Source organism: Tessaracoccus lapidicaptus, from assembly GCF_001693815.1.
Taxonomy (GTDB): Bacteria; Actinomycetota; Actinomycetes; order Propionibacteriales; family Propionibacteriaceae; genus Arachnia; species Arachnia lapidicapta.
The window spans coordinates 62,448-83,286 of the sequence record NZ_MBQD01000025.1 but is presented as its reverse complement, the minus strand read 5'-3'; the positions used below and the strand labels follow the sequence as shown (position 1 = coordinate 83,286).

The following is a 20,839-nucleotide window of genomic DNA, read 5'->3' as shown; positions in this document are numbered from 1 at the left end:
CCGTCCTCGCCCTTCCTGCCCCGCGCCTTCCGCGCCGGGCCCCCACCGGCACGACACGCCGTCGAACTGTGCCCTCGACACGCTATAGCCGGTCGATCGCCGAGTCGGCCTGCTATTCGTGCTGCCGATGGGTAGACCACTCCCGCCCCGCGCCTTCCGCGCCGGGCCCCCACCGGCACGACACGCCGTCGAACTGTGCCCTCGACACGCTATAGCCGGTCGATCGCCGAGTCGGCCTGCTATTCGTGCTGCAGATGGGTAGACCACTCCCGCCCCGCGGACAGCACCAATAGCAGTCCAACTCGCTCGCCGAGAGCGCACGCGTCGTCGAGGTGCCAGTTCGACGGCGTGTCGTGCCGGTCGTGGCGGCGCGGGCGAGGTGCGGGGGCGACCGGGACGACCTGTGGACAACGTGATTCGCGCGGCAAAGTGAGTCGCCGGGCGCACAGAACGGGGCATGCGCATCTACCATTCCCTCGGCGCCGGCGGCGTCGCCACGCGTCGCGAGCTGCTGGCCGACGGCATGTCCCGGTACGCAATCACCCGCGCCGAGCGCGACGGTGAACTGGTCCGCATCGACCGCTGCCGATACGCGCTCCCAGGCGCGATCCCGCAGGTGGTCACGGCCGCTGCGGCCGACGCCACGCTCACGTGCGTGTCCGCGCTCGACGTCCACGGCATCTGGACCGTCCCGGATGCACAGCTCCACCTCCGGCGCGGCGGCTACTCGGCCCGCCGTCGCGAACTACCTGCCGGGGCGATCTTGTGCTCCAGCCCCGCCGGCGGGACCCGGCGGCCACTCGACGACGTCGTCTCCGCGCTGCTCGCCGCCATCCGGCACCATCCTGAGGAACACGCGGTGATGGCGATGGACTGCATCCTGTACCGGCGCCTCCTCACTCGCGCGGAGCTCGCCGCGCAGTTGGCGCCCGTCGGGTTGAAGGGCCAGGCGCTGCTGTCGCGGGCCGACGCAAGGACCGAGTCCGCGCTCGAGTCGCTCGCGCGCCAGCGCCTCCGCGCCGCAGGCTTCCGTCCGCGGCCGCAGTTCAAACTGGCTGGCGTCGGGCGGTTCGACTTCCTGCTCGGCGACCGCCTCCTCATCGAAGCCGACGGACGGGAGTTCCACGGGACGGCGGAGTCATTCGAGTCCGACCGACGCCGGGACCGCGCCGCTGCGGCTCTTGGCTACGCCGTCGTGCGGCTGACGTGGCGGCAGGTCATGTCGTCCTGGCCCGCCGTCGTGGCCGACCTGCGGGCGGCCACGCGCCGCCGTCGGCCCGCTGCTTGACGCGCCCTCGAGCCGACACAGATCACCGAATACCAACACGAATGACAGGCGAACTCGTGCCTCGACCCTGCTGGGGGCCCCCGGCACTCAGTTCGACGGCGTGTCGTGCCGGTATGGCGGGCGGTGGCGAGCGCGGGCGGGCATGGGACGGGGCCGGGGCGACTACGCAACCCCGGCCCCCGCCCTCGACCGCTACTTCTTCTTGTGAGAGATCACACCGACGGCGACGTCGCGCATCGACTTGCGCAGATCCATCGCGGTCTTCTGGATCCACCGGAACGCCTCCGGCTCAGTCAGACCCAGATCCTGCTGCAGGATGCCCTTGGCCTGGTCGATGATCTTCCGCGACTCCAACCGCTCCTCGAGCGAGACCAGCTCGTCCTCGATCGCCTTGAGCTCCTGGAAACGCCCCATCGCGATCTCGATCGCGGGAATGACGTCCGACGCCCCGAACGGCTTGACGACATACGCCATGGCGCCGGCGTCGCGGGCGCGCTCGACGAGGTCGCGCTGGCTGAACGCGGTGAGCATGACGATGGGCGCAATGCGCTCCTCGGCGATGATCTCGGCGGCCGTGATGCCGTCCATCTTGGGCATCTTGACGTCCATGATGACGAGGTCGGGCTCCAGCTCGCGGGCCAGCTTGACCGCTTCCTCCCCGTCGCCAGCCTCGCCGACCACCTCATACCCCTCTTCGGTGAGGAGTTCCACAAGGTCAAGGCGGATGAGCGCCTCGTCCTCGGCGACGATCACAGTGGGCTTCTTGTTCATCTGGTTGGTCACTTCTCCCTCGCGCCTGGGTGCGAGCTCGGCCGGTCTAGCTTGGCTGATCCTACACCGGCCGGGACAAGCCTTGCCCAGTCAGCGCCCGGATCCATGGTGTGGCACAATGTGTGACGCATTCGGCCCGGGTGGCGGAATGGTATACGCGGACGGCTCAAACCCGTCTGGCCGAAAGGCCTTAGGGGTTCGACTCCCCTCCCGGGCACAACGACGAAGGGGAGCCCCGCAGGGCTCCCCTTCTCGGCTTCAGCCGGCAGACTCAGTTGGTCTCGCCGAGCTCCTTGACCTTGTGGACGCGCAGGTTGTTCGTCTTGCCCGGGATGCCCATGGGCGAGCCCGAGACGATGACGATGCGCTCGCCGACCTCGATCATGCCGCGGTCACGCAGGTGCCGGTCGACGGCCTCGACGACCTCTTCCTGGTCCGTGAACTCAGGCGTGATCTGGGTGTCGACACCCCACGACAGGGTCATGGTCTGACGCGTGGCCTTCTCGGGCGAGAACACCAGCATCGGGATCGGGGACCGCAGACGCGACAGACGCCGGCCTGTGTCGCCCGACTTCGTGAACGCGACCAGGTAGCGGGCGCCGATGCGCTCGGCGACCTCGGCCGCGGCCTTGGCCAGGATGCCGCCCGTGGTGTGCGGGTCCCAGTCGATGATGTGGATCTCGGCGTGGCCCTCGCGCTCGGTCTTCTCGACGATGCGCGCCATGGTCGACACCGTCTCGACCGGGTAGTCGCCGACCGACGTCTCGCCGGACAGCATGACCGCGTCGGCGCCGTCGAGGATGGCGTTGGCGACGTCGGAGGCCTCGGCGCGCGTCGGGCGCGGGTTCGAGATCATCGACTCGAGCATCTGCGTGGCGACGATGACCGGCTTGGCCCACTTACGGGCGGCGCGGATGATGCGCTTCTGGACCAGCGGCACCTCCTCGAGCGGGAGCTCGACGCCCAGGTCACCGCGGGCGACCATGAACGCGTCGAACGCGTCGATGATGTCCTGCAGGTTGGCGATCGCCTGCGGCTTCTCGAGCTTGGCGATGACGGGGACGTGGCGCCCCTCCTCGTCCATGATCTCGTGGACGCGCTTGATGTCGTCGCCCGAGCGGACGAACGAGAGGGCGACCATGTCGACGTCCTGGTGCAGGGCCCAGCGCAGGTCGCGCTCGTCCTTGTCGCTGAGGGCCGGGACGGACACGGCGACGCCGGGCAGGTTGATGCCCTTGTTGTTCGACACGGGACCGGCGACGGTGACCTCGCACACGACGTCGGTGTCGGTCACCTCGACGGCCTTGAGGCCGACCTTGCCGTCGTCGATGAGGATCTGGTCACCGACGTTGACGTCACCCGGGAGACCCTTATAGGTGGTCGAGCACCGCTCGGGCGTGCCGAGGATGTCATCGGTGGTGATGGTGAACCGGGCGCCGTTCTCGAGGAAGACCTTCTGGTCGTTCTCGAATCGGCCGAGGCGGATCTTGGGGCCCTGGAGGTCGGCGAACACGCCGACGGTCTTGCCGGTGGCTTCGGAGGCAGCGCGGACGTTCCGCAGGCGGTTGCCGTGCTCCTCGTAGTCGCCGTGGCTCATATTGAGGCGGGCGACGTTCATGCCCGCGTTCAGCAGCTCGATGAGGCGGTCAACGGTCTCGGCCGACGGGCCGAGGGTACAGACGATCTTAGCTCTACGCACGGAGCAAACCCTACCTGAACGGCCCCATCGGCGCAGCGGGGGGCGCCCCTAGGGCCGGCCGGGGTCAGCCGGCGCGCACCAGCTCGAGCGCGTGGGCCAGATCTTCTGGATACGGCGAGTCGAAGGTGACGTACTCCCCCGTCGTCGGATGCGTGAAGCCCAGCCGGACGGCGTGCAGCCACTGTCGCACCAGCCCGAGCCGCTGCGCCAGCACCGGGTCCGCCCCGTACAGCGGGTCCCCGACGCACGGGTGCCCGATCGCCGCCATGTGCACGCGGATCTGGTGCGTGCGACCCGTCTCGAGGTGCACCTCCAGCAGCGTGGCCGCGCGGTGCGCCTCGAGCGTCTCGTAGTGGGTCACCGAGTGACGGCCCCCCTCGACGATCGCCATCTTCCAGTCCGACCCCGGATGCCTGGCGATAGGCGCCTCGATCGTGCCGGCGAACGGATCCGGGTGTCCCTGCACCAGCGCGTGGTACACCTTGTCCACCGTCCGGTCGCGGAACGCCTGCTTGAGCACGCTGTAGGCGATCTCCGACTTCGCCACCACCATGAGGCCACTCGTGCCGACGTCGAGCCGCTGCACCACGCCCTGCCGCTCGGCGGCCCCCGACGTCGACACCGCGACACCGGCCGCCGCCAGGTGTTCGACGACCGACGGCCCCTCCCAGCCGAGGCTGGGGTGCGCCGCCACCCCCACGGGTTTGTCGACCACCACCAGGTGCGCGTCCTCGTGGACGATGCGCAGGCCGTCGGCCAGCCGCGGGCTCACCCGCACCCCGGCGGGGGCCGCGTCGTCGACGATCTCGAGTAGCTCTCCCCCGGCGACCCGCTGCGACCCCTTGGCGACGACGACGCCGCCGAGCAGGAGCCCGCCGGCCTCGATGAGGCTCTCGATGCGCGACCGGCTGTAGCCGGACACGCGCGCGGCCGTGGCGTCGACGCGGTCCCCGGCGAGGCCGTCGGGGACGAGGAACACGCTCACGCGGCGTCCTCGGCGACCGGCTCCTTCTCGGCCGTGGCCGCACGCCGGTCGGCGACGAAGCCGCCGACGATGATCATCGCGGCCGCGGCCGTGATGCAGACGTCGGCCACGTTGAAGATCGCCCCGAAGTACTGCAGCTGGAACATGTCGATGACGTGGCCGCGGAACGGCGACGGCGGCTGCGTGATGCGGTCAACCAGGTTGCCGGTGATGCCCGCGAGCAGCAGCCCGAGGGCCACCGCGTGCCACACCTGCGTGATCCGGGGCAGCGCCACCGCCAGACACGCCACGGTGGCGATCACCGCGAACGCCGAGAACACGATCGTCGCCCCCGAGCCCATGCCGAAGGCGGCGCCGGGATTGCGGATGAGGGTGAGCTGCAGCAGCTGTCCGACGAGTTCGACGGTTCGCCCGGGCTGCAGGTAGGCGACGCTGGCCAGCTTGACCACCTGGTCCACGCCGAGGCCGAGCAGCCCGATCCCGAGGGCGATCCGGCGAACCCCCCGGGTGCGGGCGGTCAGCGCCGTTCCTCGCGCTGCTTGCAGGTGACGCAGAGCGTGGCGCGAGGGAACACCTGCAGGCGGCCCTTGCCGATCGGGTTGCCGCAGATCTCGCAGAACCCGTACTCCCCGTTGTCGAACAGGTGGATGGCGAGCCTCAGCTGCTCGGCCATCTCGCGCACGTTCTGGGCCAGTGAGAGTTCCTGGTCCCGCTCGAAGTTGATGCTGCCGACGTCCGCCGGGTCACGTCCCGCGCCGTCGGTGCCGCCGCGCAGCAGGGCGTCGAGCTCCGCCTCCGTGGCCGCGATGCGACGCTCGAGCCGCTCCAGTTCGTCCTGGAGCTCGGCGCGCTGTTCCGCGACCTCCTCGTCCGTCCAGGGCTCCTCGCCGTCGAGGACCGGCAGAACCGGTTGGGGAGCGGACGACTGCTTCGACGTTGACATTTCTCGCTTCTCCTGTGCAGGGGTGTTCGGGAAGGGTACACCACCGCCCGAGCATGTCAACTGGCCGACACCACAGCGGGTGCCGGCCAGTTGATGGATGCTGTGACTACTGGTGATCCCCGCCGGCGAGGGCATCCAGCCGGGGGGTGTCGGACTCCCGACGCTGCGCCAGCTCGGGCACTTCCTGGGGCTCGGCGTGCGACGACTCGAGGGTGTCCATGAAGCGCCGCAGGACGCTGGACATGTTCTCCCGGAAGCTGGACTCGAACCCGCGGAGGTGGTCCACCTTGCCGGTCAGTTCGCCCTGCTCGCGCTCGAGGTCGGCGAACAGCTCGCGGCGGCGGTCAGCGGCCTGCTGGTCGACGGCGGCCGCGCGGGACGAGGCCTCGCTGGTCATCTGCTCGGCGTTGACGCGCGCCTCGGATTCGATGCGCTCCGCCTTGGTGCGGGCGTCGGTCTTGATCTCGTTGGCGCGCTGCTCGGCCTCGACGAGCTTGCGCTCCGCCTCGGCCTGGGCCTCGTTGACGAGAGTCGTGGCCTGATCCGTCGCCATCTGGAGCAGCCGGGTGACGGCCGGAGCGGCGTCCTCGCTGGCGCTGACGGTGAGGTGCTGGGTGCCGCCGCCGGAGGTGACGCGCTCGGTGCGGACCCGGTCGTACTCGCTGCGGACGTCCTCGAGCTGCGAGCGGAGCTGCTCGTTCTCGGCGGTGAGCTCACGCACGCGCTGCTCGGACGCGGCAAGCGCGGCGTTGGCGTCGCCGCCCTGGCTGAGTGCGGAGTTGAGCCGCTCGACCTCGGCCTTGAGGGAGGCGATCTCGTCGTCCTTGGCGCGCAGCGCCTCGCCGTTACCGGCGTCGTCGCCCCCGGAAACCCCGACCTGCTGGACCGAGTCGAGCTCGCGGCGCATGCGCTCGCGCTCCTTCTCGAACTCGTCGAACGTCAGCTCCACCTTGTCGATGAAGGTATCGACGTCACCGACCTGATAGCCGGTCTCGCCACGGCGCGACATCCGGAAGCGGACCTGGCGAACCTCATCCAGGGTCAGGCTCATAGTTGCTCCAATAATCGTCGAGTTCCGCCGGTCTTGCGGCCGGCCGGTTTCAGGCTAGCGTAGCGCCTCACACTGCGGCCAACAGCTACAGCGCGACTTGAAACTCCGGGTTCCGGGCCGTCAGAACGGGATCAGCCACACCATCGACTGCACGATCTGCAGCACGATGAACAGCACCAGGACGCTGAGGTCGAGATAGGCCCCACCGATCCGGATGGGCTTGATGACCTTCTGCAGCGCCTTCACCGGCGGGTCGGTCACGGTGTAGATGAACTCCACGACCACCAGCACGACGCCGCGCGGCGTCCACCCGGGGGCGAACATCGGGATCCAGGAGAGGATGACGCGGGCGAGCAGCACCCAGATGTAGAGCCCGATCAGCCACCAGAGGAGAGTCGCGACCACGGGCTCAGCTCTGGTTGAAGAAGCCGCCGGACGCGATGCGTTCCTTGTCCTCCGGCCCGACGACGAGGTTCTGCGGGCACAGGAGGAACACCTTGCTGGAGACGCGCTCGATGTTGCCCTTGAGGCCGAAGATGAGGCCGGCGGCGAAGTCCACGAGCCGCTTGTCCTCGCCGTCCTCCATGTCCGACAGGTTCATGATCACCGGGATGCCGTCGCGGAAGTTCTCCCCGATGACCCGGGCCTCGTTGTAGGAGCGCGGCCGCACGCTGATGATCCGGCTGAGGTCCGCCACCTCCTTCTGCGGCAGGGGCGTGACGGGCGTCGGCCGACGGGTCGGCAGGGGGGCCACCGGGTTCATCTCCTCGCGCTCCTCATACACCTCGAAGTCGTCGGTGAGGTCGTCGACGTCCTGGTGCTCGTCATCGCGGTAGCGACCGTCCTCGACGAGACCCATCCACGCAGCAAGCTTCCGAACGCCCACGTTGCCTCCTTGATAGTGCTGAGTCGAGGCTAGCGCCCCGCGCGCCGCGCGACGACGGCGACGCACCGTGTGGCGACGATCACTTCATGAAGTCGGGGACGTCCAGATCGTCGTCGTCGTCGACGGCGGGGGCGCTGTGCTGCACCGGCTGCTGCGGCGCCGGGCGCTGGCCGGGCATCGCCGCCGCCTGCGGGGCCGCGGGCTGCGACGGGGCGAACGTGGGCTGGGCGGTGGGCCGCGACGGCTGCGCGGGGCGCTGCTCGGCCGGCCGGGCCTGACGGCGCTGCGGCTGGCCGCCGTCGAACCCCGCCGCGATGACGGTGACGCGCACCTCGTCGCCCAGGGCGTCGTCGATGACGGTGCCGAAGATGATGTTGGCCTCGTCGTGCGCGGCCTCCTCGATCAGCTGCGCGGCGGCGGACACCTCGAACAGGCCGAGGTCAGAGCCGCCGGCGATCGAGAGCAGGACGCCGTGGGCGCCGTCGATGCTCGCCTCGAGCAGCGGCGACGAGATGGCCATCTCCGCGGCGGCGCGGGCACGGTCCTCGCCGCGGGCCGAGCCGATGCCCATGAGGGCGGAGCCGGCCTGGCTCATGATCGACTTGACGTCGGCGAAGTCGAGGTTGATGAGACCAGGGGTGGTGATGAGGTCCGTGATGCCGGACACGCCCTGCATGAGGACCTGGTCGGCTTGCTTGAACGCGTCGAGGATGGCGACCTGGTGGTCGGTCATCTGCAGCAGCTTGTCGTTGGGGATGACGATGAGGGTGTCGACCTCTTCGCGCAGCTGCTCGATGCCGGTCTCGGCCTGCGTGGAGCGGCGGCGCCCCTCGAACGAGAACGGGCGCGTCACGACGCCGATGGTCAGCGCGCCGAGCGAGCGGGCGATCTTCGCGACGATGGGCGCGCCGCCGGTGCCGGTGCCGCCGCCCTCGCCTGCGGTGACGAACACCATGTCGGCGCCCTTGAGCGCCTCCTCGATCTCGTCGGCGTGGTCCTCGGCGGCCTGACGGCCCTTCGACGGGTCGGCGCCGGCGCCGAGGCCGCGGGTGAGTTCGCGGCCGATATCGAGCTTGACATCCGCGTCGCTCATGAGCAGGGCCTGCGCATCAGTGTTGACGGCGATGAACTCGACGCCGCGGAGCCCCGCCTCGATCATGCGGTTGACGGCGTTGACGCCGCCGCCGCCGACACCGACGACCTTGATCACCGCGAGGTAGTTCTGAGATGCGCTTGCCATGGTCCGAAGGTTATGGGAGCGCCGCGGCCACCGTCCAACGGCGCGTCCGAATCGATCCGGAATCACCTCAAGTGCTACTTCAGGGTTACCTGAGGTGCATCACTCCGTCGTCGGGTGGCGGGGGGCGGAGACGTCGTAGACCTCGGCCTCCACCGACATCAGCGCGGACACGACCTCCGACTTCAGAGCCGACTCCTCCGCACTCCCCCACACGATCATCCGGTCGCCCTCCAGGCTGACCGTGATCCGGTCCACGGCCTCGGCCGTCATGCGCACGGTCTCCGGCCGCAACTCCTCGGGCAGGTGCCGGGCCACCGTCGCGACGTCGCGCAGCAGGCGGGCGTCGTCGCTCGACGTCGTGACCTGCAGCACGCCGGGCTCGGGGTCGGCGACGGAGCGGAACACGACGCCGTCGGCATCCACCCACTGCCACTGGCCCTCCCGCTTGCGCTGGAACGCGACCGTCCGCTCCTCCACGATGATGCGCACCGTTCCGGGAAGCTCACGCTCGACGGTGGCCTCGCGGACGGCCGGCAGATCGGCCACCCGCTGGGCCACGGCGTCGGCGTCGAGGCGCGCCATCGGCACCCCGGTCTCGACGGCGGCCGCCGCCGTCACCTGCTCGGACGTCAGCAGGGCCGTGCCCTCAACGACAACCTCGCGGGTCTCGAAGGCCGGGGAGAAGTACGCCAGCCACACGCCGAGCGCAGTGAGCAGCGCCACGCCCGCCAGCGATCCGCGCAGGATCCAGCGGCGGCGGCGCTCCGAGTCGCGCTTCGACTGCAGCGCCTTCGCGAAGGCGCCGGGCGGGAGCGGTTCGGTCACGACGCGGCGTCGGGGCGCTGCTTCAGCAGATCGGCCAGCAGCGGGCCCACGATGGTCACGTCGCCGCAGCCCAGCGTGATGACGAGGTCGCCGGGGCGGGCGATCTCGTTGAGCGCGGCCGGCAGGTCGTACTTCTCGGGCACGTAGTGCACCTCGGCCGCGCCGTGGCGGATGGCGGCGTCGACGACCAGCTGCCCCGTGACGCCGGGCACCGGGTCCTCGCGGGCGCCGTCGACATCGTTGATCACCGCGATGTCGGCCAGCGTCATCACCTCGCCGAACTCGTCGGAGAAGTCGACGGTGCGGCTGTAGAGGTGCGGCTGGAAGCAGGCGATGAGCCGGCCGTGCAGCCCGGTGGCCTCGTTGCCGGCGGCAGTGGCGCGGCGGGCCGCGGTGAGGGCGGCGCGGATCTCGGTGGGGTGGTGGGCATAGTCGTCGTAGACGCGGATGCCGGCGGTGTCGGTGATCAGCTGGAACCGGCGCAGGGTCCCCTCGAAGCGGCCGAGGGCCTCCACCGCCTCCTGGTGCGAGAGCCCCAGGACGCGGCCGACGGCGTACGCGGCCGAGGCGTTGGCCAGGTTGTGGTTGCCGGGCACCTGCAACACGATGCGGCCCGAGTCCTCGCCGTAGGTGATGGTCGCGGCGACGCCGTTGCCGTGCGCCTCCACGTCGGTGATGCGCACATCCGCGTCCTCGGCCTCGCCGTAGCGGATGATGTGCTTGGCCTCGCCGACCAGTTCGTCGGCCAGCTGCCGGGAGCCGGCGTCGTCGACGTTGATGACGACGTGGCGCACCAGCGGCCGGGTCGCGAAGGCGCGGAAGCCGTCGGCATACGCCTCGGGCGTGACCCAGTTGATCAAGTGGTCGGCCTCGACGTTGGTGATGACGGCGATCTCGGTGGGGTACTGCAGGAACGACGCGTCCGACTCGTCGGCCTCGACGATGAACGCCTCCCCCGCCCCGACGGCGGAGCTCGTGCCCGTCGTCGACAGCGGCGCGCCGATGACGTAGTTCGGGTCGCGGCCGGCCTCGCTCAGCATGACGGCGGTCATGGCGGTGGTGGTGCTCTTGCCGTGCGTGCCGGCGATCGACACGCCGCGCTTGCCCTGCATGAGGGCGGCGAGCGCGGCCGAGCGGTGCCAGATCCGCAGCCCGCGGCGCCGGGCCTCGACCAGTTCGACGTTGTCGGCGCGGATGGCCGACGAGATGACGACGGTGCGGGCGTCGCCGAGCTGCGACGCGTCGTGGCCGACGTAGGTGGTGACGCCGTCGCGCTCGAGGTTGCGCAGGGCGGTGGAGTCCGAGCGGTCCGAGCCGGACGTCTTGATCCCGAGGGCGGCGTACAGCCGCGCGACGCCGCTCATGCCGGAGCCGCCGGCGGCGATGAAGTGGACGGGGCCGACCTGCTCGGCGGGCACAACCTCGATCGGGTTGAGGAGCATCAGTTCACCTTTCGGGTCTCGGCCACGGCGAGGACGGCGTCGGCGAGAGTCTCGGCGGCGTCGGACGGGTAGATGCCCCGGCACGTGGCAGACATGGTGGCGAGCCGCTCGGGGTCCCCGAACGTGTCCAGCACCAGCGTCGACAGTCTAGCGGGGGTCAGATCGGCGTCGTCGACCAGGAACCCGGCCCCCGCGGCCACCAGCTCGGCGGCGTTGCGGGCCTGCTCGCCGTTGCCGTACGGCAGGGGCACGAAGATGACGGGCACGCCGCTGACGGCGGTCTCCATGACGGTGCCGGCGCCCGCGCGGCCCACCATGAGGTCGGCCGCGGCGTACGCCACCGCCATGTCGGTCACGAACTCGACGGGGCGGTACTCCGCTCCGGAGGGGCCGCGGTGCGCGACGTGCGCGTCGGTGAAGTTCTTCGGGCCCAGCACGTGGAGGATCTGGATGCCGGCGGCGAGGATCTCGTCACGGGCGGCCTCGACGGCGAGGTTGATGCTGCGCGCCCCCTGGGAGCCGCCGCTGACCAGCAGGGTCGGGCGGTCCGCGTCGAGCCCGAACGACGCGCGGGCCTCGGCCGCCTCGACGCTCGGGTGCGTGATGGACCGCCGCATCGGCATGCCGACCAGCCGGGCGCCGGGCATGGTCGTCTCACCGAACGTGGTGCCGACGAAGGCCGCGAACCGCGCCCCGATCCGGTTGGCGATGCCCGGCAGCTTGTTGGCCTCGTGCACGACCACCGGCACGCCGCGCAGCCGCGCCGCCAGGTAGGCGGGGATGGAGACGTACCCGCCGAAGCCGACCAGCACGTCGGCCCGCGCCTCGCGGAGAATCCGCGACGCCTGCCGCACGGAGCGCGTCAGCGTGTACGGCAACTTGATCAGGTCGAGGTTGATCGTCCGCGGCAGCGGCACCGGCTCGATGAGCTGCAGGGGCAGGCCCGCCTCCGGGATGACGCGGGTCTCGAGGCCCTTGGCGGTGCCGATGCAGACGATGCCGGCGCCGGGCCGGCGCTCCTGGATGGCCTTCGCGGTGGCGATGAGCGGCGACGTGTGGCCGGCGGTGCCCCCGCCGGCCATGACGATGCTGACCATTCAGTCCTCCTTGGTGGCTGCCATGACGCTGGTCATGCGTGGGCGGCCGGTTCGTCGTCGGGCGGCGAGGTGCGCGCGCGCCTCGGGGGTGTCGCGGGCGATGGCGAGCAGGACGCCGGCGGCCATGAGGCTCGCCAGCAGCGCCGAGCCGCCGTAGGAGACGAACGGCAGCGGGACGCCGAGGACCGGCAGCAGGTGCAGGACCACGAAGATGTTGATGACGGCCTGGACGAGGAACCACCCGGTGATGCCGGCCGCGACGACCCGGTTGAACATCGTGTCGGCGCGCATGGCCGTCTCCAGCCCCGCCCAGCCGAGCAGGGCGAACAGCGCGATGATGAGCAGCACCCCGAAGAGGCCGAGCTCCTCGCCGATGACCGCGAAGATGTAGTCGGTGTGGGCGCCGGTCTTGAGGCCGCCCCACTTCTGCTTGGAGGCCCCGAGCCCCAGGCCCCACCACCCGCCGGAGGCGAGCGCGTACAGGGCGGCCATCGGCTGGGACGACAGGTCGCTGTTCGACGACGGGTCGAGGAAGATCTGGATGCGGCTCATGCGGTTGCCGGAGCCGTACACCAGCAGGATGACCAGCCCGAGCGCCGCGGCGCCCAGGGGTGCGAGGATGCGCATCGACGTGCCGACGAAGAACAGCACCAGCACCATGATGAGGCCGATGATGAGGCCGGTGCCGAGGTCCTTGCCGGCCAGCACGAGCGCCAGGATCAGTCCGCCGAGGGGCACGAAGGGGATCGCGATCTGGATCGGCTCATGGAGCCGGGAACGCTTGATGTGGAACAGGGCGCCGCACCACACGATGAGCGCCAGCTTCGCGAACTCGGACGGCTGGAACTGGAAGCCGCCGATGACGAGCCAGTTGCGGTTGCCGTTGATGACGACGCCCAGCGGAGTCAGGACGGCGATGAGCAGAGTGACGGCCAGCGCCCACACCAACCAGCCCATGCGCCGCAGGACGTCAGGCTTGATGCGCATGAGCACGAACGCGCTGAGCAGTCCGATGCCCAGGAACTGCAGCTGCCGGATCGTGTAGTAGTACGGGTCCCCCTCCTCGGCCTGCGCGATGACCGACGACGCGGACAGCACCATGAGGCTGCCCACGCCGACCAGGGCCGCGACACTGGCGACGATGAAGTAGAACGGCGCCATCGGGGAGGCCGCGAGGGCGCGGACCTGGGACCACAAGCTGATCGGGCGCGCCGGGGACGCTGCGTCGGACGCCATCAACCACTCCTATCCCGCGAGGTAGCGCTGCACCGCCTCGGCGAACCGGTCGCCTCTGGCCGAGTAGCTGTCGAACATGTCGAGGCTGGCGCAGCCCGGGGAGAGCAGCACCACGTCGCCCGGCCGGGCCATGCCGGCCGCCACGGCGACCACCTCGTCCATGACCTCAGTCTCGGTGCTGTCGAACACGCGCACCGGGACATCGGGCGCGTGTCGGGCCAGCGCCTCGGCGATGACCTGCCGGTCCACGCCCATGACGACGGCGCCGCGCATCTTCCCGCGGTGCCGCTCGATGAGGTCGTCGAACGTGGTGCCCTTGGCCTGGCCGCCCGCGATCCACACGAACGAGGAGTACGCCTGCATGGCGGAGTTCGCGGCGTGCGGGTTGGTGGCCTTGGAGTCGTCGACGAAGCGCACTCCCCCGTCCTCGGCGACCTGCTGGATCCGGTGCCCGGCCAGCTGCAGCCGCTTGAGACCCTCGGACACCGAGGTGGCCCGCACCCCGTAGCTGCGCGCGAGGGCGGCAGCGGCCAGCGCGTTGGCGACGTTGTGCGGCGCGTAGGGCTGCACGTCGGCCACCTTGGCCAGCTCCAGGGCGGAGTCGCGGCGCTGTTCGACGAACGCGCGGTCGACGATGAGGTCGTCGACGATGCCGAGCATCGAGACGGCGGGCGTGCCCAGCGTGAAGCCGATGGCGCGGGCGCCCTCCACGACGTCGGCCTCCTCCACCATCCGCTCGGTGACCGGCTCGGCCACGTTGTAGACGCAGCTGTGGGTGACGCCCTGGTAGATCTTCGTCTTGTCGGCGATGTAGCCCTGCATGGGGTCCTCGCCGCCGTACCACTCGAGGTGGTCGGGGTGGACGTTGAGGACGACGGCCGAGTGGAGGTTGACGTTGTTCATCCAGTGCAGCTGGAAGCTGGACAGCTCGACGGCGAACACGTCGTACTGCGTGTCGTCGAGGATGGCCTCGATGATCGGGCGGCCGATGTTGCCGACGGCGGCGGCGCGGCGGCCGTCGGCGATGAGGATCGACTCCAGCATCTGCGTGGTGGTGGTCTTGCCGTTGGTGCCGGTGACGCCCAGCCACGGGATGACCCGGTCGGGCTGCATCATGCGCCACGCCAGCTCGGTCTCCCCCCACACGGGGATCCCGGCGGCGGCGGCCTGGCGCAGCAGCGGCGCGGTGGGCCGCCAGCCCGGGGACGTGACGACGAGGTCGGTGCCGGGCGGCAGCTGGGCGGTGGCGCCCGTGCCGAGGACGACGGTGACGTCGAGGTGGCGCAGCAGCGTCGCCTTGTCGGCGTGCGCCTCCGACTCGTCGAGCACCGTGACGTTGGCGCCCAGCGACATGAGTCCGTCCGCGGCCGCGAACCCGGACACGCCGAGCCCCGCGACGACGACGTTGGCCGACGGCCAGTCCGACAGCCGGTTCGCGTCGCGCATCCAGTCCTTGGTCACTGTCCCACCACCCATTCGGCGTAGAAGATCCCGATGCCCAGCGCCACGCAGAGGCCGCCGATGATCCAGAAGCGGATCACGACGGTGACCTCGTCCCACCCGAGCAGTTCGAAGTGGTGGTGGATGGGCGACATCTTGAAGATGCGCTTGCCCTTGGTGGCCTTGAAGTAGGACACCTGCAGGGCGACGGAGCCGACCTCGATGACGAACAGCAGGCCGAGGATGACCAGCAGCAGCTCGGTGCGGGTCATCATCGACAGGCCGGCGAGGGCCGCGCCGATGGCCATCGAGCCGGTGTCGCCCATGAAGATCTTGGCCGGCTTGGCGTTCCACCACAGGAAGCCGAAGCAGGCGCCGGCGAACGCGATGGCGATCACCGCCAGGTCGTGGGGGTCGCGGACCTCGTAACAGCGCGGCCCGGCCGTCGAGGCGCGGGCGCACCACTGGTTGAACTGCCAGATGTTGACCACCGTGTAGGCGGCGAACACCAGCGTGGCGCTGCCGGCGGCCAGGCCGTCGAGCCCGTCGGTGAGGTTGACGGCGTTCGACCACGCCGAGATGAGGAAGATGATGAACGGCACCGCGAGGAGCAGCGGCAGCGTCAGCCACGGGATGTCACGCAGGAACGAGATCGCCGGGGACGCGGGGGTCAGGCCGCGCTCGTCGGGGAAGTTGAGCGCGAGGAACGCGAACAGCCCGCCCACGAGGAACTGGCCGATGAGTTTGCCCCGGGGCGTGAGCCCCAGCGAGCGCTCCTTGGAGATCTTGGCCCAGTCGTCGAGGAAGCCGAGGAAGCCCATGCCGACGGCCAGACCGATCAGCAGCACGCCCGACAGGCTGGGGGCCTGCCATCGGATGAGGTGCGACACGGTGTAGGCCAGCACTGCGGAGCCGATGATGACGAGGCCGCCCATGGTGGGGGTGCCGCGCTTGACGTGGTGCGCCGCGGGGCCGTCGTCGCGGATGAACTGGCCGTACTGGCGGCGGGTGAGGAACTTGATCAGCCAGGGCGTGCCCACCATGGCGAAGAGGAGGGACAACGACCCCGCGGTGAGGATGTTGATCACTTCGCGCCTCCGTCTCCGCCGGCCAGGTCGGCCGCCACCGTTTCGAGTCCGACGCCGCGCGACCCCTTGATGAGGACGACGTCGCCGGGGCCAAGGCTAAGGGACGCGGCGACGTCCGCACGAGCCGCGACGCGCGCGGGCACCCCCTCGGCGGCCGCACCGGCGACGATGTGGCCGGCCAGATCGCCCACGGCGACGACCTCGGCCACGCCGGCGTCGGCGGCTCGCCGGCCGAGCTCCTCGTGCAGGCCCGCCGCCAGCGGGCCGAGCTCGAGCATGTCCCCGAGGACGGCGACGACGCGGGCGCCTGGGTGCTCGGCGCGGGTGCCCTGCACCAGCTCCACCGCCGTGGTCAGCGCGACCGCCATGGAGTCCGGGTTGGCGTTGTAGGCGTCGTTCAGGATGAGGACGCCGTCGGGGCGCCGGTGCAGTTCCATGCGCCAGTCGGAGCGGGGCGACGCCGACGACAGGGCGTCCGCGATGAGGTCGAGCTCGAGCCCGGCCGCCAGCGCGGCGGTCGCCGCCGCCAGCGAGTTGGACACCTGATGCCGGCCGATCACGGCGAGGCTGACCGGGGCGCTGCGCTCGCCGTCGGGGTCGAGGACCACGAGGTCGAACGAGGCCTGGCTGAGCGCGTTGAGCCGCACGTCGCGGGCGGTGACCCGCAGGTCGCCGTCGGGCAGGTCGCCCTCGCCGAACCAGGCGATGCGGGCGCGGGTGGCCGACCGCATGCCCGCGACCGCCGGGTCGTCGGCGTTGAGGACGGCCCAGCCGTCCTCGGCCAGGTCGCGCACGATCTCCGACTTCGCGCGGGCCGTGGCCTCCACGCCGCCGAACTCCCCGACGTGGGCGTGGCCGACGTTGAGGCACACGCCGACGTCCAGGCCGACGAGCGAGGTGAGCCAGGCGATGTGTCCGATGCCGCGCGCGCCCATCTCGGAGACCAGGTAGGCCGTGTCGTCGTCGATCCGGCAGGCGGTGAGCGGGACCCCGACCTCGTTGTTCTGCGAGCCGACGGGGGCCACGGTCGGGCCGGCCGCCTCGAACACCTGGGCCATGAGGTCCTTGGTGCTCGTCTTGCCGGAGCTGCCGGTGACGCCGATGCTCACCATGCCGCGGGCGCGGGCCTCGCGGACGAGGCCGCGGGCCAGCCAGCTGAGCGCCGTGACGGAGTCCTCGGCCAGCAGGTGCGGGACGTCGGCGTCGGTGAGCGCCATGCCGAGCACGCCGGCGGCGCCGGCCGCGACGGCCGCAGGGGCGAAGGCGTGGCCGTCGACCCGCTCGCCGGGGATGGCGACGAAGAGGCTGCCGGGCGTGGCGCGCCGGTTGTCGATGACGACGTCGGGGCCCACCACGGGGTCCGGGTCGCCGACGAGTTCGACGGCGCCGGGCGCCATGAGGTCGACCAGGTCAGAGATGCTGCGCGGCCGCATGGGACGCTCCTTCCTCACTGAGGCGCCGCCAGGCCAGCGTCGCCTCCTCCACGTCGTCGAAGTCCACAATGCGGTCGGCCAGGATCTGGCCGCGTTCGTGCCCCTTGCCGAGGATGGCCACCACGCTATCCGGCCCCGCGCCACGCAGCGCCGTCTCGATCGCGGCGCGCCGTCCCGCGACTTCGACGACCTCAGCGCCGGGCCTGAGCGCCGCCTCGGCGCCGGCCAGCGTCTGCGCCCGGATGCGGGCGGGGTCCTCGGTTCGCGGGTTGTCGTCGGTGATGACGGTGAGGTCGCTGCCGCGCGCGGCGGCGGCACCCATCTCGGGGCGCTTGTCCGGATCACGGTCGCCGCCGCAGCCAAGTACGGTCACGACGCGGCCGAGCCCGGCCAGGGAGGCGACCGCCGCCCCCACCGCCTGCGGGGTGTGGGCGAAGTCGACCACCACCAGCGGCGCGCCCGGGCCGAGGTCGACCCGCTGCATCCGGCCCGGCACCTGCGCGGTGCGCAGCCCGGCGAGGGCCTCGCCGGCCGGGACGCCGACGGCCTCGAGCATGGCGAAGGCCACCGCGGCGTCGATCATGTTGTACTCGCCGGGCAGCGTCAGCTCCAGCTCGAGGGCCTCGCCGTCGCGCAGCAGCGTGGCGCGGCCACCGAGGGGCGCGACCGGCTCGTAGCCGGTCAGCACGTACCGGGCGTCCGCCGAGGTGCCCACGGTGATGAGCCGGCTCGCGCCATGGTCCGCGACCCGGCCGGCGATCTCCCGGCCCTTCGGGTCGTCGGTCCAGACGACGGCGGCCGTGGAACGGCCCGGCTCGAACAGCCGGGCCTTGGCCTCGAAGTAGTCGTCGAGGTCGGCGTGGAAGTCCAGGTGGTCGCGGCCGAGGTTGAGGAAACCGACGACGTCGAACTCGATCCCGTCGACGCGGGCGAGCGCGAGCGCGTGCGAGCTCACCTCGAGCGCGACCGCGTCGGCGCCCCGGTCCCGCATGACGGCCAGCAGCGCCTGGAGGTCCGGCGACTCGGGCGTGGTCACCGTGGTGCGGGCGGAGCGCAGCTCCTCGTCGCCGAGGCGGAACCCGATCGTGCCGATGGTTCCGGTCAGGCGTCCGGCAGCCTGCAGCCCGGCCTGCAGGAGCGCCACCGTCGTGGTCTTGCCGTTGGTGCCCGTCACGCCGAGCATCGTGAGGTCGCGGGCCGGTTCGCCGAAGCAGCGGGCGGCGACGACGGCGGCCGCGTGGCGGGCATCTGCCGCCGCCAGGACGGGCACGGCGGCGTCGGTGAGCGAGGGCGCCGTGGCTGCGTCGGTGAGGACGGCCGCCGCGCCCGCGGCCACGGCCTGCGGCACGAAGGCGGCGCCGTGCGTCGAGGTGCCCGGCAGCGCCACGTACAGCCAACCCGGGCGCACGGCCCGCGAGTCCAGCGTCACGCCGGTGATGGCGACCGACGCTGGGTCCCCGGCCACGTCCAGTCCCTCGAGCAGCGCCGCCAGGAGGGCGGGCGGCGGGTCGGGTGGGCGAAGCGTGCTGTCCATCAGTCGAACGTTAGCGGGGTTTCCGGCGCGGGCGTCGTCGACGGGGCCACGTTGTAGCGGGGCAGAGCCAGGGAGAGGATCTCGTTGACGGCCGGTAGCGCGAGCCGGCTGCCGAGGTTGCCGTTGGTCGGCTGGTCGAGGACGACGTAGACGAGGATCTGCGGGTCCTCGGCCGGCGCGACGCCGACGAAGGAGGCGGTGAAGCCGTTGTAGCACTTGCACGTGGGGTCGTAGCGCTGGGCGGTGCCCGACTTGCCGGCGGTGCGGTAGCCGGGGATGGCGCGCGACTCGTTGAGGCCGATGACGGCCTCCATCATCGTGAGGGTGGCGTCGGCCGCCTCTTCGGAGACCACGCGTCGCGTCGCGGGGGTCGGCAGCTCGATGGCGGTGCCGTCGGCGGTCGTCGCGGACTTGATGATGGTCGGCTGCACGTAGGTACCGCCGTTGGCGACGGTGTTGATGGCGGCGGCCATCTGGATCGCGTTGACCGAGAGGCCCTGACCGAAGGACACCTGGTCGCGGGTGTAGTCGGCCATGTCGGCGCCCGGAATGCTGCCGGTGGTCTCGCCGGGCAGGCCGACGCCGGACTTGGCACCCAGGCCGAAGTCGCCGAGGTACTCGGCGAGCAGCGCCTTGTCCATCTGGCGGGTCAGCATGATGGTGCCGATGTTCGACGACTGCGCCACGACGCCGCTGGCGGTGAGGTTGATGGTGCCGTGGTCGAAGGAGTCGCGGACGTAGCCGGCGCCGGACGCGATGCGCGGCGGGACGATCACCTTGGTCGTCGGGCTCACGAGCCCCTGGTCCGCGAGGGCCGCCATGGTGAGGACCTTCTCCACCGACCCGGGCTCGTAGGCCTCGGTGACGACGCGGTTGCCCCGGTCCTCGGCGTCGGTGGCCGACGGGTTGGCCGAGTCGAAGCCCGGCGAGTTGGCCAGGGCGAGGATCTCACCGGTCTTGACGTTCATGACGACGGCCTTGCCGGTGGCGGCGCCGGCGCGCTTCACGTGCTCGGCCAGAATCTGCTCGGCCATCCAGGTCAGGTCCGAGTCCAGCGTGAGCTGGTACGACGCGCCGTCGACCGCCGGCGTCATGATGTTGGTGCCGAGGGGGATGCGGCCGTAGGTGGACCAGTCGTAGACCATGCTGCCCGGGGTGCCGTCGAGCTCGGCGTCCAGCGCGTACTCGAGGCCCGCGGCGCCCTTGCCCTCGTGGTTGACGAAGCCGACGACGCTGGAGGCGACGGAGCGGTTCGGGTAGACGCGGATGGGGTCCGGGTCGCCGAACACGCCGTACCAGGGCCGCCTGCCGTCGCCGCCGAAGCCGAGCGCCATGTCGTCCTTGATCGCGGTGTAGACCGCCGCGGGCACCTTGCGCTCGACGACCTCGTAGCGCGAGTCCGGCGTGTCGATCAGGTCCAGGTAGGTCGACTTCCGGCCACCGAGATGCTTGACGAGGATCTCGGCGACGGCGTCGGGGGCGGCCGCCGCCTCCTCCTGCTTCTTATCGCTCATCGGGTAGCGCTTGTCGGCCCCGTTGGTGCGGATCATGTCGGGGTCGATGGAGACGATCATCGCCGGCTCGGTCGCGGCCATGACCACGCCGTTGCGGTCGGTGATCGACCCACGGGTGGCGGGCAGGTCGCGGGTCGACTGCATCTTGGCGGCGGCCTCCGCCGCGAAGGCCTGCGAGTCGATGCCCTGCAGCTGCACGGCGCGCACGACCGCCACCGACAGCAGCAGCGCCAGGCTCAGCATGAACACGCGGATGCGGACGGTGGCCCGCCCGACCGGCAGCCGCAGCGTCTTGCGGTAGCGGCGGGGCCGGGGGGTGCCCGGGGCGGCGGCGCGGGACCGTGACGCGGCGGGCCGGGCGGCGGGG

At 71.2% G+C, this 20,839-nt stretch carries 19 protein-coding genes and 1 tRNA gene; 2 read left to right on the top strand and 18 right to left on the bottom strand.

What is annotated here, in order from left to right; translation table 11 throughout:
- Positions 1-457: 457 nt before the first annotated feature.
- Entirely contained in the window at positions 458-1,288 is an 831-nt protein-coding gene (locus BCR15_RS12165; RefSeq protein ID WP_068752484.1) for a type IV toxin-antitoxin system AbiEi family antitoxin domain-containing protein, read from the top strand.
- Between the two features lie 192 nt (positions 1,289-1,480).
- On the opposite strand, the gene BCR15_RS12160 is transcribed toward BCR15_RS12165, so the two are convergent.
- Positions 1,481-2,059 (bottom strand): ANTAR domain-containing response regulator, encoded by a 579-nt coding sequence (locus BCR15_RS12160; RefSeq protein WP_078920236.1) that lies wholly within the window; start codon positions 2,057-2,059, stop codon positions 1,481-1,483.
- A 134-nt stretch (positions 2,060-2,193) separates the two neighbouring features.
- Between BCR15_RS12160 and BCR15_RS12155 the strand changes: the two genes are divergently transcribed.
- Positions 2,194-2,276: transfer RNA gene (locus BCR15_RS12155), tRNA-Leu, on the top strand.
- 54 nt (positions 2,277-2,330) lie between these two features.
- On the opposite strand, the gene pyk is transcribed toward BCR15_RS12155, so the two are convergent.
- The 17 genes from pyk to BCR15_RS12070 form a co-directional block, all read right to left on the bottom strand.
- Positions 2,331-3,758, bottom strand: a complete 1,428-nt coding sequence (pyk, locus tag BCR15_RS12150; protein WP_068752482.1) for a pyruvate kinase — start codon at positions 3,756-3,758, stop codon at positions 2,331-2,333.
- Positions 3,759-3,822: 64 nt separating this feature from the next.
- A complete protein-coding gene (locus BCR15_RS12145; protein ID WP_068752481.1) occupies positions 3,823-4,743 on the bottom strand; it encodes an RluA family pseudouridine synthase in 921 nt (306 codons plus the stop codon).
- Entirely contained in the window at positions 4,740-5,216 is a 477-nt protein-coding gene (gene lspA, locus BCR15_RS12140) for a signal peptidase II (RefSeq protein ID WP_256094655.1), read from the bottom strand. The genes BCR15_RS12145 and lspA overlap by 4 nt, the downstream gene beginning before the upstream one ends.
- 44 nt (positions 5,217-5,260) lie before the next feature.
- Positions 5,261-5,686, bottom strand: coding sequence for a TraR/DksA family transcriptional regulator (locus BCR15_RS12135; RefSeq protein WP_068752479.1), 426 nt, complete (start codon positions 5,684-5,686; stop codon positions 5,261-5,263).
- A gap of 106 nt (positions 5,687-5,792) precedes the next feature.
- Entirely contained in the window at positions 5,793-6,737 is a 945-nt protein-coding gene (locus BCR15_RS12130) for a DivIVA domain-containing protein (protein WP_068752478.1), read from the bottom strand.
- Between the two features lie 120 nt (positions 6,738-6,857).
- Complete coding sequence (locus tag BCR15_RS12125) at positions 6,858-7,142, bottom strand: YggT family protein (RefSeq protein WP_068752477.1); 285 nt, start codon at positions 7,140-7,142, stop codon at positions 6,858-6,860.
- A 4-nt stretch (positions 7,143-7,146) separates the two neighbouring features.
- Positions 7,147-7,623, bottom strand: a complete 477-nt coding sequence (locus tag BCR15_RS12120) for a cell division protein SepF (RefSeq protein ID WP_385897598.1) — start codon at positions 7,621-7,623, stop codon at positions 7,147-7,149.
- A 79-nt stretch (positions 7,624-7,702) separates the two neighbouring features.
- The gene (ftsZ, locus tag BCR15_RS12115; RefSeq protein WP_068752475.1) at positions 7,703-8,863 is read right to left on the bottom strand and encodes a cell division protein FtsZ; all 1,161 of its coding nucleotides are present in this window, start codon (positions 8,861-8,863) and stop codon (positions 7,703-7,705) included.
- 99 nt (positions 8,864-8,962) lie between these two features.
- Entirely contained in the window at positions 8,963-9,688 is a 726-nt protein-coding gene (locus BCR15_RS12110) for a cell division protein FtsQ/DivIB (protein ID WP_068752474.1), read from the bottom strand.
- Positions 9,685-11,133 (bottom strand): UDP-N-acetylmuramate--L-alanine ligase, encoded by a 1,449-nt coding sequence (murC, locus tag BCR15_RS12105; protein ID WP_068752584.1) that lies wholly within the window; start codon positions 11,131-11,133, stop codon positions 9,685-9,687. The genes BCR15_RS12110 and murC overlap by 4 nt, the downstream gene beginning before the upstream one ends.
- Entirely contained in the window at positions 11,130-12,227 is a 1,098-nt protein-coding gene (gene murG, locus BCR15_RS12100; RefSeq protein WP_068752473.1) for an undecaprenyldiphospho-muramoylpentapeptide beta-N-acetylglucosaminyltransferase, read from the bottom strand. Before murG ends, murC begins: the two co-directional genes overlap by 4 nt.
- Positions 12,228-13,463, bottom strand: a complete 1,236-nt coding sequence (gene ftsW, locus BCR15_RS12095; protein ID WP_068752472.1) for a putative lipid II flippase FtsW — start codon at positions 13,461-13,463, stop codon at positions 12,228-12,230.
- A gap of 9 nt (positions 13,464-13,472) precedes the next feature.
- Positions 13,473-14,939 carry a UDP-N-acetylmuramoyl-L-alanine--D-glutamate ligase gene (gene murD / locus BCR15_RS12090; protein ID WP_068752471.1) on the bottom strand — a complete coding sequence of 489 codons (1,467 nt, stop codon included), beginning with the start codon at positions 14,937-14,939 and terminating at the stop codon, positions 13,473-13,475.
- Positions 14,921-15,991 (bottom strand): phospho-N-acetylmuramoyl-pentapeptide-transferase, encoded by a 1,071-nt coding sequence (gene mraY, locus BCR15_RS12085; protein WP_068752470.1) that lies wholly within the window; start codon positions 15,989-15,991, stop codon positions 14,921-14,923. The genes murD and mraY overlap by 19 nt, the downstream gene beginning before the upstream one ends.
- Positions 15,988-17,424, bottom strand: a complete 1,437-nt coding sequence (locus BCR15_RS12080) for a UDP-N-acetylmuramoyl-tripeptide--D-alanyl-D-alanine ligase (RefSeq protein WP_068752469.1) — start codon at positions 17,422-17,424, stop codon at positions 15,988-15,990. The genes mraY and BCR15_RS12080 overlap by 4 nt, the downstream gene beginning before the upstream one ends.
- A complete protein-coding gene (locus BCR15_RS12075; RefSeq protein ID WP_068752468.1) occupies positions 17,402-18,958 on the bottom strand; it encodes a UDP-N-acetylmuramoyl-L-alanyl-D-glutamate--2,6-diaminopimelate ligase in 1,557 nt (518 codons plus the stop codon). Before BCR15_RS12075 ends, BCR15_RS12080 begins: the two co-directional genes overlap by 23 nt.
- Complete coding sequence (locus BCR15_RS12070) at positions 18,958-20,715, bottom strand: peptidoglycan D,D-transpeptidase FtsI family protein (protein ID WP_068752583.1); 1,758 nt, start codon at positions 20,713-20,715, stop codon at positions 18,958-18,960. Before BCR15_RS12070 ends, BCR15_RS12075 begins: the two co-directional genes overlap by 1 nt.
- Positions 20,716-20,839: the final 124 nt, after the last annotated feature.